Origin of the sequence: Mycobacterium sp., assembly GCF_051006775.1 — a bacterium.
GTDB lineage: Bacteria > Actinomycetota > Actinomycetes > Mycobacteriales > Mycobacteriaceae > Mycobacterium.
Genome location: NZ_JBPCSX010000178.1, coordinates 1 through 13,914, shown reverse-complemented (window position 1 = coordinate 13,914; position 13,914 = coordinate 1). Strand labels below are relative to the sequence as shown.

Here is a 13,914-nt window from a genome sequence, read left to right as displayed (position 1 = left end):
TCGACTCGGCGCGGTCGACATCTACGTGGAAGAGCTCCCACTGGTCCTGGTCGAAGTGGCCCTTGCCGCTGATCGGCGCGTGCAGGGCCGAGGCCTTCCAGCCGTCCTGCCACAGACCGCGGGTGCCCAGCATCGCGTAGTACTGCCGCTTCTTCTTCGTCGCAGCATCAGCGGAATCGAAGCTGTAACGCATCGACACCCCGTTGAGCGGGTACTGCTCCACGCCCCGGTACACCGTCGGCATCTCCAGGCCGGTGACGTCCAGGATGGTCGGGACGATGTCGGTGGAGTGGTGGTACTGGTGGCGCATTTCGCCCTTGGCTTTGATGCCCCTGGGCCAGTGGATCACCAGCGGATCGCAGGTGCCGCCGGAGTACTGCGCGTACCGCTTGAACATCGGGAAGGGCGTTGAGAACGCCGCCGCCCAACCGGTCGGGTAGTGGTTGTAGGTCTCTGCGCTGCCGAGGGTGTCGAGATACTGCATGTTCTCGCTCAACTCATCGGGGTAGCCGTTGAAGAACTTGTTCTCGTTGACCGAGCCGTTCGGCGAGCCCTCGCCCGATGCGCCGTTATCGGCGCAGTAGAAGATCAGCGTGTTGTCCAGCTGTCCGGTCTGCTCGAGGTAGTCGACGATCCGGCCGACCTGGACGTCGGTGTACTCCGAGAAACCGGCAAACACCTCGGCCATCCGGGCGAACAGCTTGCGCTCGTCGGCGTTGAGTTCGGCCCATGGCCGGACGAAGTCGACCTCGTTGGCCACGTCCTCGGGCATCGGGTTCAGTGGTGTCAGCTCGGTGCCCTCGGGCATCACTCCACGCTCGATCATCCGCGCCAGCACCCACTCCCGGTAGGCCTCATAGCCGTCGTCGAATTTGCCCCTGTACTTGGCGATGTACTCCTCGGGTGCGTGATGCGGCGCATGGTTGGCGCCTGGGCAGAACCACATGTACCAGGGCTTGGACGGGGTGGCCGAGTGCTGGTCACGCAACATCCGAAGGGCCTGGTCCGCCAGATCCTTGGAGAGGTGATAGCCCTTGTCCGGGCCGTACGGCGGCTCGATGAAGCGGTTGTCCTCGACCAGGTCGGGGTACCAGTTGTTGGTCTCCCCGCCGAGGAATCCGTAGAACCGGTCAAAGCCCTTGGACAGCGGCCATTCCGAGCGGCTGCCGCCGGCGGAGATGTCCTCCTCGGGAACGTTGTGGTTCTTCCCGATCCAGAAGGTGCTGTAGCCGTTGTCCTGCAGCACCTGTCCGATGGTGGCGCACTCGGCCGGCAGTCGGCCGGCCGCGCCCGGGAATCCGTTGGATCCCTCGGTGATGGCCGCACTGCGGTTGACGTGGTGGTTACGGCCGGTCAGGAACGTTGACCGGGTGGGGGAGCACAGTGCCGTGGTGTGCCACTGGGTGTAGGCCACGCCGTTGTCGGCGAGCCGGTCCAGGGTCGGCATGTTGATCCCGCCGCCATAGGGCGACCAGGCCGCCAGGCCGGTGTCGTCATAGAGCACCACCAGGATGTTCGGCGAACCCTCCGGAGCCCGCGTCAGCTCGTAGGGACCCCAGTCCGGAGTCGAATCCCGCACGTCGAGCGAGATGACGCCCTTGAACTCAGGCTTGGCCTTCGATGTCACTGTTCCTCCTCATCGCCGCGGACTGAGCAATGATGACACGGCGCTATTGCTGAACAACACCGACCGTACGGTTCTCCCACCGTCTGGTCATCAACCGAGAGGGCGCCCACTTTGCCCTGATCGCAACTATGCAGCGTGGTGCTACGTTGTGACACCGCGTCAACAGCAACCGAACGGAGCCGTGATGAGCCTGGATCCGCGGACCCCGGTACTCATCGGCGCCGGCCAGATCAACCAGCGTGACGAATCCCCGGATACCGAACCCGTCGATCTGATGGCGGCGGCGGCGCGGGAGGCGGCTGACCCCCGCACCCTGGCGGCGGTGGACTCGATCCGGGTGGTCAACCTACTGTCGTGGCGCTACCGGGATCCGGGGCTACTGCTGGCCGGACGGGTCGGCGCGACGAGTGCGGCGACCCGATACAGCGGCGTCGGCGGCAACACCCCGCAGTCGCTGCTCAATCAGGCCTGCGTGGATATCCAGGCAGGCCGGTCCGGGGTGGTGCTGATAGCCGGTGCGGAGACCTGGCGCACCCGGATGCGATTGCGGGCCAGGGGAATTCGTCCGGATTGGACCCGGCAGGACGAATCTGTTCCGATCCCGCCCGGCGGCGAGGAGAAGGTCCCGATGTCGGGACCGGGGGAAGACCGGATCGACCTGGATCGGCCGTCGTTTGTCTATCCACTCTTCGAGGAAGCGCTGCGGGTGGCCAACGGGGAGTCGATGGCGGGCCACCGGCGCCGGATCGGTCAGTTGTGGGCCCGGTTCAGCTCGGTGGCCCGGAACAATCCGCATGCCTGGAGTCGCGAGGCGCTGACCGCCGAACAGATCTGGCAGCCCGCGCCGAACAACCGGATGATCAGCTGGCCCTACCCCAAGCTGATGAATTCCAACAACATGGTCGACCAGGCTGCGGCGGTTCTGCTGTGCTCGGTGGAGAAGGCCGAGTATCTGCAGATCCCCAGGGACAGTTGGGTTTTCCCATATGCGGGAACTGACGCCCACGACACCTATGTCATCGGCGAACGTGATGAGCTGCACCGGTCGCCGGCGATCCGGATCGGAGGCCGGCGGGTTCTGGAACTAGCCGGGGTGGGTATCGACGATCTGGACTTCGTCGATCTCTACTCCTGCTTCCCGTCGGCGGTCCAGGTCGCGGCGGCCGAACTCGGTCTGTCGACCGGTGACCCCGGCCGGCCGCTGACCGTCACCGGTGGCCTGACATTCGCCGGCGGCCCGTGGAACAACTACGTCACACACTCCATCGCGACGATGACCGAATTGCTTCGTGCCACGCCGGATTCACTCGGTCTGATCACCGCCAACGGGGGTTACCTCACCAAACACAGTTTCGGGGTGTACAGCGCCACGCCGCCGCCGGCCGCATTCCGCTGGGAGGACGTGCAGGCGGAAGTGGACCGGGAACCGACCCGCACCGCACTGGTCGAATGGGAGGGTCTCGGAACGGTCGAGTCGTGGACCACGGTGTTCGACCGGGATGGCAATGCCGAGAAGGTATTCCTGGCGGTGCGCACCTCGGACGGGTCGCGCGCGATGGCGCGGATCACCGACGCGGACGCGGCAGCGGCAACCCTGACTGAGGAGATCGCCGGCACTGCGGTGCGGGTTCATCGTGATGGGAGCGCGGAACTCCGCGCATCGGCGTAGACCCCGACATAGCAGTAGGCCTGCCGCCCCGGGAGGGGCGACAGGCCTACTGTTCTACGGATACTCAGGCGCCGGATGGGGTAGCGCCGAGAACCCGCTGCATATCGGGGATCATCTGCTGCAGCTGGGCACCCCAGTACCCCCAGCTGTGTGTGCCGTTGGCCGGGAAGTTGAACACGCCGTTCTTCCCGCCCGCGGCCAGGTAGTTGTCCATGAAGGTCTTGTTGGTGCGCAACGTGAAGCCCTCCAGGAACTGAGCAGCCATCAGGTTGCCGCCACCGCCCGAGGTGTCCAGATCCGACGGCGTTCCGGTGCCGCAGTAGATCCAGATCCGGGTGTTGTTGGCCACCAGTTGGTTGATGTTGACCATCGGGTCGTTGCGACGCCATGCCGGATCCGACGAGGGTCCCCACATGCTCTGCGCGTTGTAACCGCCGGCGTCGTTCATCGCCAGCCCGATCAACATCGGCCACCAACCTTCGGACGGGTTCAGGAATCCCGACAGCGAGGAGGCGTAGACGAACTTCTGCGGGTAGTAGATCGCATAGTTCAATGCGGCACTGCCCGCCATCGACAGACCGACGACGGCATTGCCGTTGGGATTGACCCCGTGGTTGGCCTGCAGGTACGCCGGCAGTTCCTGGGTCATGAACGTTTCCCACTTGTAGGTGTAGTTCTGCCCGTTACCCTGCGACGGCTGGTACCAGTCGGTGTAGAAGCTGGACTGTCCACCGACCGGCATGACCGTCGACAGACCCGAGTTCAGGGTCCACTCAAACGCCGGGGTGTTGATATCCCAGCCGCTGTAGTCGTCCTGGGCCCGTAGGCCGTCCATCAGGAAGACGGCGTGCTCGCCGCCGCCCTGGAACTGAATGCGGATGTTGCGGCCCATCGAGGCTGACGGAACATCCAGGTAGAGCACCGGAAGACCGGGTCGTGAGAATGCTGACGCGGTTGCAGAACCGCCGGCAGCTCCGATCAGGCCGGGCAGAGTGATTGCGGCTGCGGCGACCGCGGCGATACGCCGGGCCCACCTGCCTCGCAACTTCTCGACCAATTTCATGACGACTCCCATCACTTCTCGTACGTGTACGTCAGCAGTCATTGCTGTGTGCGGGTGAAGCTAAACACCGCATGAGTGCGCTGATCCGAAGGCGGCGCGGTGCGCCTAGTCGCAGTTGGGCAACGATCGGGTCACGTAGCGAGATATTTCAGATCAGACTGCGTCTTGATCTTCATCTGCGGTTGCGGCGACCGGCTTGTCGGCTTCCGCTGCAGCTTCGCGGGCCCGCGCTCGACGCTCGTCGATCGCCTGACTGAGATCCTGTAACAGCTCCGGTTTGCGAAACATCAAGTGTTCCACCGTGTCCCGTGGCAGCTGCAATACCGTGACTTCGCCGATTGCGAATGTGCTGCCGGTCACGGGCTCACGGGTCAAGGCCGTCTGTCCGATGAAGTCACCCTCGTGCAGTGTGGCGACGGGAAGGATGGTGCCGTCAGTGCCCATGACGACGAGCCGGACCCGGCCCTTGATGATGAAGGACATTCCGGTCGGAATCTCACCGCTGCGCTGCATCAACTCGTCGGCGCCGAAACGGGTCACGGTAGCCGAGGGAAGGAGGCTTTCAAGTTCGGAATTACTCACCCGCAGCACCGGCGCTACCTTGCGCAGTGCGTCCACCCGGCGGGCCGGAGTGCAGAAATCGTCGTCGAGCCCGTCAAGGTGCAGACCGGCCCGACGGGAGGCGTACCAGAGCCAGCGCTGGAAGGTTGATCGCGCTTCGGTGTCGTCGGCGGGGGAGCGAACCGGGATGGTCAGGCTGTAGTCGGTGCTGCTCGTCGCCGAGGCGATCGGATGGCCGTCCGGATGCAGATGAGGCAGATTGCCGGCCACCGTGGTGAGCAACCCGCAGACTGCGTCCGGTGCATCGGCCCCGGCGAATTTCGTGGCGACGGTGATGGTGTGGCCACCCGCCGGACGGCTGAGATTCGAGAACGCCTGGCCCGCGAGCACCGAGTTCGGGATGATCTCCAGCCCGCTTCCGGTGTTGATATGGGTGGCCCGCCAGTTCACCTCGGTGACGCGACCCTTCGCCGATGTGGTCTCGACCCAGTCGCCCATCTGGAACGGCTGTTCGAACAGCAGTAGCAGACCCGAGATGATCTGTCCGACCGAATTCTGCAGGGTCAGGCCGAGCACGATCGAGCTGATACCCAGTGCGGTGAACAGTCCGCCGACGTTGGCACCCCAGACGTAGGCGAAGATCATCGCCACCCCGACGGCGATGATCGCGAAGCGGGCGACGTCGATGAAGATCGAGGGCATCCGACGGCGCCAGGAACCGACCGGTGCGCTCTCGAAGACTGTGGCGCTGACCCCGGACAGCACCATGCTCAGGACGAAGACCCCGAAGACCGTGGCCAGGATGCGGACCCAGTTGGACTGCAACGAGATTCCGGTGGTCTGGGTCATCAACAGCAGCAGCGCGCCCAGCGGAACGATGAAGGTGCGCAGCAGACCGACCGGCCGAGCCAGGAAACTGGCCTTGCGTTCGAGCGAATGCTGCAGTTCGGTCAGCAGTACAAGTAGGGTCGGCAGCCCGACGGCGAGGATCACCGACCAGTAGAACCAGGGCGTGGTCAGGAAGCTCACGCGGAGTCCTCGGACAATTGCCAGATGGTCTGCTCGTGGTCATCGAGCGTGACAGTTCCGGCCGAGGTGTAGCGGCGGGTGTCGCGGGTGGCGTCGTAGACGTCCTCACTGACATAGATGCCGGGCGCCGCCGTACCGCGGCGCATCTTCGATGCCAGATGCACCGCGCCGCCCCAGAGGTCGTAGACCAGTCCGGCGCGGCCGACCAGTCCGCTGGTGACAGTTCCGGTGTCGATGCCGGCGCGCAGCGAGATGTGGTGTCCCGTCTCGGCGTTGAACCGGTCGACGATCCGCTGCATGTCTATGGCGAAATCCACCGTTCGATGGATGTTGTCCAGTCGCGGAACGGTCAGCCCGCAACTGGCCAGATAGCCGTTGTGAGTGTTGCGCACCCGCTCCACGCCGTGCGTATCGGCTGCCGCGTCGAACTGCTGCACGAGCTTGTTGATGATCTTCAGCGAATCGGATGCGTCCAGGTCGCCGGACAATTCGTCCAGGCCGACGACATCGGCATAGATGACGGTGACGTCCTGATGTTCCTCGGCGATCGACTCTTCGCCGTCGCGGTAGCGCTCCACCACCGATTCCGGCATCAATGAGAGCAGTAGCTGGTCGTTCTCCGCACGCTGCTGCTCGAGCAACTGGTCCTTGAGTGCCAGATTGCCGCTCATATCGTTGAAAGCAACGGTGAGATCTCCGAATTCGTCTCCGGAGCTGACGGGAATCGACACGTTGTAGTCACCGGTGCTGATCTGCTCGGCGGCGGCCTCAAGTCGCTTGATGGGGCGGACGAACAAGCGCGACCACAGCATCGCAGCGATACACGTGATGAAGATGATCAACGCGGTGGACCGGGCCAGCCGGTGGGCGAAGTTCCGCTCCGGCGCGAACGCCTCCTCGGAGTCCAGCGAAGCGACGATCGCCCAGTCCAGGCCCTTGAGGTTGACCGGCGCGTAGGCGAGCAGGGAGCGATGGCCCAGGTAGTCGCTGGCGATCAGAGTTCCGGTCTCGCCGCGGTGCGCGGCCGCGGTGGCGTTGGTCGCGACCGGCTGCACCAGCACTGTGGTGCCCTGCCGGATGGCCCGGTCGGCGACTTCCGGCGGCGTCCCGGCGGCGATGACGTCGCGCCGGTAGGCCTGCGGGTCCTGAAGGAACAGCCGTGAGTCCGAGCGCATCAGATCGTCCTTGCCCACGACGAATGCCTCGCCGGTCTGCCCCATACCGGCCCGCTCCCACTGCCGATCCGCGGTCATCAGCTTGGTGACCAGCGAGGCGGGGTATTCGACCGCCATCACGCCGGCCGCCCGTCCGGGGGCGCCGATGGGCACCAGCATCCACGCGGTCGGCTGACCGGCTGGCAGATACTCGGCGAAGTCGGTGCTGACGACGAAGTCGATCTCGTTGGAGGCCATCGCCTTCTGGAAGGCATCGGACAGCAGGCCCTGTCCCCGGTAGGGCCCGGTCAGGATGTTGGTACCCAACTCCACACCCTTGTAGGCGCTGTAGACCACATCGCCCCTGGGGTTGATCAGGAAGGCATCCCGGAATCCCATCCGGGCCACGATCTCCCGGAAGTACGGGTTGTACCGGGCGTTGACCACCGACCAGGCGCTGTTGTCCTTGGCGTCATCGACGCGGACTGCTGCGTCGCGGTCGGCGAACGGCACGGTGTAACGAGTCTGCAGGTATCTGGCGGCGTTGGAGGTGGGCACCAGCGCGCTGATGTCGAGCCGGCCGTCATCGACGCCGCGGAATGCGGTGGTGTAGAAGTCGACGAGCGATTGGCTCTGCTGGGGCGTTATCGGGGTGTCGCGGAGTTGGTCGAAGGCGGCGTTGAAGGCCCCCAGCGCCCCGGCAACCGTCTCGCCTTTGCTGTAGATCAGCAGGGAGCCGGTGATATCGGACAGGCCCATCTCCAGCACCCGCGACTGTGCTTCCCGAATACCGGTGAGCTGTTGGAACACCGCCGCCCGCAACGAGCTGCGCCCGGACTGGAAACCGATCCCCCCGGCGATCGCGGTGGCCAGCACGCTCACGGTGAGCAGCATCAGCATCAACTTCGACTGAATGCTGATCCGCTCGAGCAGGCTGCGCTTGGACTTGCGCCGCCGAAGGCGTTCGGCGAGTGCGGACCCAGCAGTGGGCGGTGCCGACATCGAGTTCCTTTCCTAGCTCACGCCGAGGGTAGCGCGTCCGATCCGGCCCACCCCCGACAACCTGCAGCGTTTCGCCGACGCGGAGGCGGTGAACCGCCCTGCTCACCGGGGCGCGAGGACCAGCCAGCCAGCGGCGGGCACCCGGGCCAGGCTGACCACCTCCTGCGGAGGGGCGGCGGTGCCGGCGAGAACCTCGGCTGTCCGGCCGGTCAGCTCGGCCACCGGCACCGTCATCGGTGTGTCAGCCAGGTTGAGCGCGACGATCAGCGCGTCGTCGCCGCACCGGCTCTCGTACACGTAGCGGGTGTTCTCCAGTACCAGCGCAGTGGTGCGTGCCTGGTGCAGCCACGGGTGCCGGCGACGGAGACCGATCAGGTAGCGGTGCAGGTTGAGCATCTCGAGATCGCCGCCGCCGTCGGCGGGTGGGCCGAATTCCGGTCGGACCGCATCGTCGCCACCGGCGCGGTCCTCCTTGACACCGGTGTAGCCGAATTCGTCGCCGGCATAGACGCTGGGAACCCCGCCGATGGTGAACAGCAGCACCAGCGCGTGCGGTAGGTGTCCGGAATGATGAAGGCGGCTCGCGATGCGGGTGACGTCATGGTTGCCGACGAAGGTCAGTGGGGCGAAGGTATCCTGAAATCCGTTGTGCCGCTGCAGCGCCCAGTCCAGTTCGTGGAAATTGTTGTCGTTGATACTGCTCCAGATCGCCTTCCACAGCTCGTACTGGGTCACCGAGTCGACTCCTGACTCCGCAACGAAACCCGGGTAATCGCCGTGAATGACTTCGGCGACGAACCAGGCGTCCGGGTGTGCGGCCCGAACCCGGGGGAGTACCTCGGCCCAGAATTCTGCCGGCACCGCATAGGCCGCATCGAGACGCCACCCGTCGGCGCCCCGGGAGAGCCAGTGCGACATCACATCGACGGTGTAGTCGACGACGGCGGTGTTGCGATGATTGAGGGTTATCAGATCCGGGTGACCCTCGAAGGTGTGAAAGCGGCCCGGACGCCCGCGGAACCATCCGCCGGCCTCGGCGTCTCCGTCATCGACCGCCGCGCGGTACCGGGGAAAGTCGGTTCCGACGTGGTTGAACACCCCGTCGAGCAGAACCCGCAGACCCCGGTGATGGGCCTCGGTGACCAGCCGGTCGAAATCGGCGTCATCACCGAGCCGGGGATCGACGCGGTAGTGGTCGGAGGTGTCGTACCCATGGGTGCGGGAGGCGAACACCGGGCCCAGGGCGATACCGGAGGCGCCCAACCGCACGGCGTGGTCGAGCCAGTCGACGATGCGGCCCAACCGGTGTTCATCGGCCCCGGGGGCGACCTCGGCGGGAAAGGCGCCCACGAAACCCAACGGGTAAACATGCCACCAGATCGCGTGGCGCACCCAGTCCGGGGCGGTCATGTTGATGCACTCTACGCAGCACGTCGTCCGCTGTGCTCTAGCGTGCAGGGGTGCTGGATTTCAATGTCGAAGACTTGTCGAGCGAGGACATCGCCCGGCTGCGCGGAATTTACGAGCCTTTGGCGGTATCGGTTCGCGAACTGGTCGACGCCACGATCCGCACCGAAGCCGACGCGCAGACCGTTGCCCAGGCTCAGCGCGATATCGGCGCCGCACTCGCCCTGCTGCGCAGCCGACAGATCGAGGGCTCCTTCGGTGTCCGGCACACGACCTCGGGCGAGAGCCTCGGCTGGGGTAATGCTCTGATCGGAATCCGGAACCCACTGGCCCCGCCTGTGGTCACCCGACGCGACGAGTCGGGCCGGGTGTCGGCCGACTTCACCCTGGGCGCCGCCTATGAGGGACCACCCGGCCATGTCCACGGCGGGGTTGCCGCACTGATCCTGGACCATCTGCTCGGCGAGGCTGCCAGCCCCGACCGCAAGCCGCGGTTCACCGGCAGCATCACCGTCCGATACCTGCGCCCCACCCGGCTGGGTGCGTTGCGTGCCGAAGCCGTTTTGAACCGGAATGACGGCGTGAAGACCTTCTGCTCCGGCCATATCGCCGACGCCGACGGCATCACCGTGGAAGCCGAGGGTGTTTTCATTCTCCCGCGCGCGCTTCGCGACTGAGGAGGTACTGATGGAAAAAGTGATCATCGCGCTGCGGGCATCATCCGCCGACGACGAGTGGGTGGCCCGGATGTGTGGTCCGGTGGCCAATGCCCTGCTCGACCTGGACCTGCAGGGAGTCACGCTGAATGTGTGCGATGCGCCGGTGCGTGAGTCGATGATGACGCTGACCACACTGGATCCGCCGGTGCGCGGATTCGTAAGCCTGTGGACCCACCAGCACTACGGCGAGCCGATCGGGGCGGCGCTGGAAGTTCTTGCCCCACTTGCCGATCACCTGGCCGCCTATCTGGTGACCGAGTCGGCACCGTTACCCCCGCCGGTCGCACCGCCGGGGCAGCGGATTCCCGGGCTGGCCAATATCGCACTGCTGCGCCGCCCTGCCGAACTCGAGGAGCCGATCTGGCTGGCGCGCTGGCAGCGCGACCACACATCGGTTGCCATCGAGACCCAGTCCACCTTCGGCTACGTCCAGAACTACGTGGTGCGCGCGCTGACCGACGATGCTCCGAAACTGTCGGCGATCGTCGAGGAACTCTTTCCGATCGAGGCGGTCAAGAGCCTGCACGCGTTCTTCGGCGCGGCAGACGATGCGCAACTCACCGACCGGATGGGCCGCATGGTGGCCAGTACGTCGGCGTTTGGCGCCAACCAGAACATCGACACCGTACCCACCGGGCGGTACGTGTTCCGTACACCGTTCGCGGCCCTAGGCTGAAGCCCGTGACGCTGCTGATCGCTGACGAGAACCGGGTCCGCACATTGACCCTGAACCGGCCCGACGCGCTCAACGCCTTCAATGAGGCGCTCTACGACGCCACCGCCGACGCACTGTCGGATGCGGCCCGTGATCCCGAGGTCGCCGTGGTGGTGATCACCGGTAGCGGCCGCGCGTTCAGCGCCGGCCAGGACCTCACCGATATGGCCGCCCGGATCGCCGATCCGGACGGCTTCGTCGCGGGCCGGCATGGTTTCCCAGGTTTGATCGACGCACTGGCCGCGTTCCCCAAGCCGCTGATCTGCGCAGTCAACGGCCTCGGGTTGGGAATCGGCGCCACCATCCTGGGTTTCGCCGATCTGGCCTTCATGTCCACCGCGGCGAAGCTGAAGTGCCCGTTCACGAGTCTCGGTGTCGCGCCGGAGGCGGCATCGTCATATCTGCTGCCGCGGCTGATGGGTCGACAGAACGCCGCCTGGCTGCTGATGTCCTCGGAATGGGTGGATGCCGCCGAGGCCCTCCAGATGGGGCTGGTATGGAAGGTCTGCGAACCCGATGATCTGCTCGCCGAGACCCGCCGGCACGCCGAAGTGCTTGCGTCGCGGCCGATTTCGAGTCTGATGGCGGTGCGTGAGACGATCATGGAACCCACCCGGCAGGCGATCGCCGAGGCCCGCGCCCGTGAGGACGGCTACTTCGCCGAATTGATGGGCGGACAGGCCAATGCCGAGGCGCTCGCCGAGTTCCATCGCGGCCGGCCGGACCAGACGCCCAACTAGAGTGCGTAGACCGGCTCCGGCGACGGTGTGGTGCCCAGCGGTGTTCGGCTGATCTCGGAGAGATCGGTCAGGCTGTAGGCCGTCACGTGATCGCCGGCGACCGCGTACAGCACGTCACCGATCCGGACCGTCCGCAGGATCGGCTGGTCGGTCTGGATCTGGCCGACAACCGTGATGCCGGAGGCGTCCACGCGCATCACCGATAGCAGTTGCTCGTAGTGATACTCCCCGGTGGCCGCGTCATATCCACCGCCGGACACCGGCACCACAAGCAGACCGTCCTCGGCGCAGTACAGCAGTGCGTGCGGATCGAACTGTGCGTCCGAGGCCGACCACTGCGCGTTCTCGTCGAGGACCTGACGGTCGATCTGGGTCGGGGCGCCACCATTGCTCACGTCGAACAGCGAGACATGCAGTCGGGTGTTCCAGGTGCCGGCTTCGCGTTCCTGGCCGATGCCGAGAAGCAGTCCGTCGCCGACCGACTGCAGATAGTTGGAGAAGCCCGGTATGACGAGTTCCCCCTCGACCACCGGCGCCGACGGATCACTCAGATCGATCACGAAGAGTGGGTCGGTTCGCAGGAACGTCACCAGATAGGCCTTGTCGCCTGCGAAACGTACCGCGTACAGCTGCTCGCCCGGCGCCAGGCCGGTGACGCTGCCCACCAGGTCGAGGGTGTCACCGGCGGTGTCGAAGACGTACACCCCGCTGTCGTTGACAGTGGCCCAGGTGCCGCCGGCGAACTGTGAGCTCCAGTTGTGGGTTGCCACGCGGAGGTAGCCGTTCTGTTCGTCCATGGCGAACTGGTTGATCAGCGTTCCGGTGACGAGTCCGCTTGCCTGCCAACCGACTTCGGTCCCATCGATGACGAATCGGTCGATGCGCGTGTCGGTGGACGAACCGAAATCGGTGTAACTGTCCTGTGCGGTGGCCAGATACAGGGCATCGGTCGTCATGTAGACGGTGCTGCCGCTATTGCTCGCCCAGGTGGCAACGCTCGAGGCGAAGCCGGCGGGGGCCGCGCTGTGTGAATCGATGGAGACCAACGTGACCATGGACTGCTGACCGTCAGCGTGGGGGCGCACGACGTCACCGCCGCCGGCAATCACGCCGAGGTCCACCATGGTGCCGTCGGCGCCGACGGAGTACGCATGTGACAGCGCCGACGTGGTGATCTGACCACCGACCCGGGCCGCGTAGTGGTCCCAGGTTTCGTAGGTGCGGTAGGCGATGACCGCCGAGTCCGAACGTGAGTCGGCCTCGGCGACGGGTACATCGGTGTATTCCAGTTCCGGCAGATTCAGGTTCCGGTCCAGAACGAGGTAGACGTTGCCCTCCACGGCCCGGGAATCCCGGTAGGCGCCGTCGAAAACCGTCTGGCCGGCCACCGCGGGCGCGGACGGATCGGTGAGGTCGTAGACGGTGACGGTGGTCTGCGGATTCCAGTTCCAGTAGTAACCCTGGGCCATCTTGACCATCGGCCCGTACCAGCCGCCGCCGGTCTGGGTGATCACCGTGAGCCGGTCACCGGCCAGGTACTGGCCCACGACGGTGCCCGACAGGGGTGTCTGCGAGGTGATGGTCGACCCGTCCAGAATGGTGAGCGCGTTATTGTTCGCCACATAGAGGTAATGCCCGTCGGTCTCCACGAAGTCGGCTTCGTCGACACCGTCCACCTGGGTATTGGTTCCGGACGTGGTTGCGTCGTCGAGCTTGTACACCGGATAGGGGTAATAGCTGTAGACCGGTACGGTCTGGCCGAACTGACCCGCGTACTGCTGCCGGGCAAGCTCCAGCAGGTAATCGCTCAATTCCAGTTCGGTCAGATAGGGCGCCGTCGTCTGCACACCGGTGTTCGGGCCGGCCGATGGAATCAGGCTGAGCACGGTCCGGCGCACCAGCACCAACGCGCCCTGGATGAAATCGTTGAATGGGCTCGCAGGCAGTCCGGAGAGCCAATGCGAGGCGGAATCGAAGAAGCTGGTGACAGCGGCGGACATTGTGGCGACCGCGCCGGCCGGCATGGTAGCAACCTGAAGGGCGACGGGTCGCGCGGCTCGAGGTGTCCTGCCGACCCGGTGCGCCGGGATCGCGGCAGCTGTGGAGGCGGATGTCACCGGCGTGACAACGGCGACAGGGGATGCGACCCGGGGCGCGACGTTTCCGGCCGGTTTGGTGGAATTCGCGGCGGTGTGCGCCCCCGTGGAGTGAGCCGGCTGGGGAAGCGT

The 13,914-nt window shown here is 65.5% G+C and carries 10 protein-coding genes; 4 read left to right on the top strand and 6 right to left on the bottom strand.

From position 1 onward, the window contains the following. On the bottom strand, nucleotides 1–1,627 hold a 1,627-nt coding region (locus tag ACR2JI_RS13205), incomplete at its 3' end, for an arylsulfatase (protein ID WP_526390628.1). Nucleotides 1,628–1,811: 184 nt separating this feature from the next. On the opposite strand from ACR2JI_RS13205, the gene ACR2JI_RS13200 reads away from it, so the two are divergent. Continuing rightward, the gene (locus ACR2JI_RS13200; RefSeq protein ID WP_526390626.1) at nucleotides 1,812–3,296 is read left to right on the top strand and encodes an acetyl-CoA acetyltransferase; all 1,485 of its coding nucleotides are present in this window, start codon (nucleotides 1,812–1,814) and stop codon (nucleotides 3,294–3,296) included. Between the two features lie 64 nt (nucleotides 3,297–3,360). On the opposite strand, the gene ACR2JI_RS13195 is transcribed toward ACR2JI_RS13200, so the two are convergent. From ACR2JI_RS13195 to ACR2JI_RS13180, 4 genes are all read right to left on the bottom strand, one after another. Then, a complete protein-coding gene (locus ACR2JI_RS13195) occupies nucleotides 3,361–4,359 on the bottom strand; it encodes an alpha/beta hydrolase (RefSeq protein WP_526390624.1) in 999 nt (332 codons plus the stop codon). Between the two features lie 153 nt (nucleotides 4,360–4,512). Continuing rightward, the gene (locus ACR2JI_RS13190; protein ID WP_526390622.1) at nucleotides 4,513–5,949 is read right to left on the bottom strand and encodes a mechanosensitive ion channel domain-containing protein; all 1,437 of its coding nucleotides are present in this window, start codon (nucleotides 5,947–5,949) and stop codon (nucleotides 4,513–4,515) included. Then, the gene (locus ACR2JI_RS13185; protein ID WP_526390620.1) at nucleotides 5,946–8,105 is read right to left on the bottom strand and encodes an adenylate/guanylate cyclase domain-containing protein; all 2,160 of its coding nucleotides are present in this window, start codon (nucleotides 8,103–8,105) and stop codon (nucleotides 5,946–5,948) included. The genes ACR2JI_RS13190 and ACR2JI_RS13185 overlap by 4 nt, the downstream gene beginning before the upstream one ends. Before the next feature lie 102 nt (nucleotides 8,106–8,207). Next, nucleotides 8,208–9,515: an alpha-amylase family protein gene (locus tag ACR2JI_RS13180; protein ID WP_526390618.1), complete on the bottom strand. Its 1,308-nt coding sequence runs from the start codon at nucleotides 9,513–9,515 to the stop codon at nucleotides 8,208–8,210. Between the two features lie 50 nt (nucleotides 9,516–9,565). Here ACR2JI_RS13180 and ACR2JI_RS13175 point away from each other — a divergent pair, with 50 nt between their 5' ends. The 3 genes from ACR2JI_RS13175 to ACR2JI_RS13165 are packed head-to-tail and all read left to right on the top strand — an operon-like array spanning nucleotide 9,566 to nucleotide 11,686. After that, nucleotides 9,566–10,189 (top strand): PaaI family thioesterase, encoded by a 624-nt coding sequence (locus tag ACR2JI_RS13175; protein WP_526390616.1) that lies wholly within the window; start codon nucleotides 9,566–9,568, stop codon nucleotides 10,187–10,189. Between the two features lie 10 nt (nucleotides 10,190–10,199). Then, complete coding sequence (locus ACR2JI_RS13170; RefSeq protein ID WP_526390614.1) at nucleotides 10,200–10,907, top strand: EthD domain-containing protein; 708 nt, start codon at nucleotides 10,200–10,202, stop codon at nucleotides 10,905–10,907. A 5-nt stretch (nucleotides 10,908–10,912) separates the two neighbouring features. Beyond that, nucleotides 10,913–11,686: an enoyl-CoA hydratase/isomerase family protein gene (locus tag ACR2JI_RS13165; RefSeq protein WP_526390612.1), complete on the top strand. Its 774-nt coding sequence runs from the start codon at nucleotides 10,913–10,915 to the stop codon at nucleotides 11,684–11,686. On the opposite strand, the gene ACR2JI_RS13160 is transcribed toward ACR2JI_RS13165, so the two are convergent. Then, nucleotides 11,683–13,914 (bottom strand): beta-propeller domain-containing protein (locus ACR2JI_RS13160; RefSeq protein ID WP_526390610.1); only part of this gene is annotated, 2,232 nt, incomplete at its 5' end. The genes ACR2JI_RS13165 and ACR2JI_RS13160 overlap by 4 nt on opposite strands.

Coding starts and splice junctions, on each gene's coding strand:
- ACR2JI_RS13185 (WP_526390620.1), bottom strand. CDS start 8,105: ATGTCGGCACCGCCCACTGCTGGGTCCGCACTCGCCGAACGCCTTCGG.
- ACR2JI_RS13180 (WP_526390618.1), bottom strand. CDS start 9,515: ATGACCGCCCCGGACTGGGTGCGCCACGCGATCTGGTGGCATGTTTAC.
- ACR2JI_RS13170 (WP_526390614.1), top strand. CDS start 10,200: ATGGAAAAAGTGATCATCGCGCTGCGGGCATCATCCGCCGACGACGAG.
- ACR2JI_RS13200 (WP_526390626.1), top strand. CDS start 1,812: ATGAGCCTGGATCCGCGGACCCCGGTACTCATCGGCGCCGGCCAGATC.
- ACR2JI_RS13195 (WP_526390624.1), bottom strand. CDS start 4,359: ATGAAATTGGTCGAGAAGTTGCGAGGCAGGTGGGCCCGGCGTATCGCC.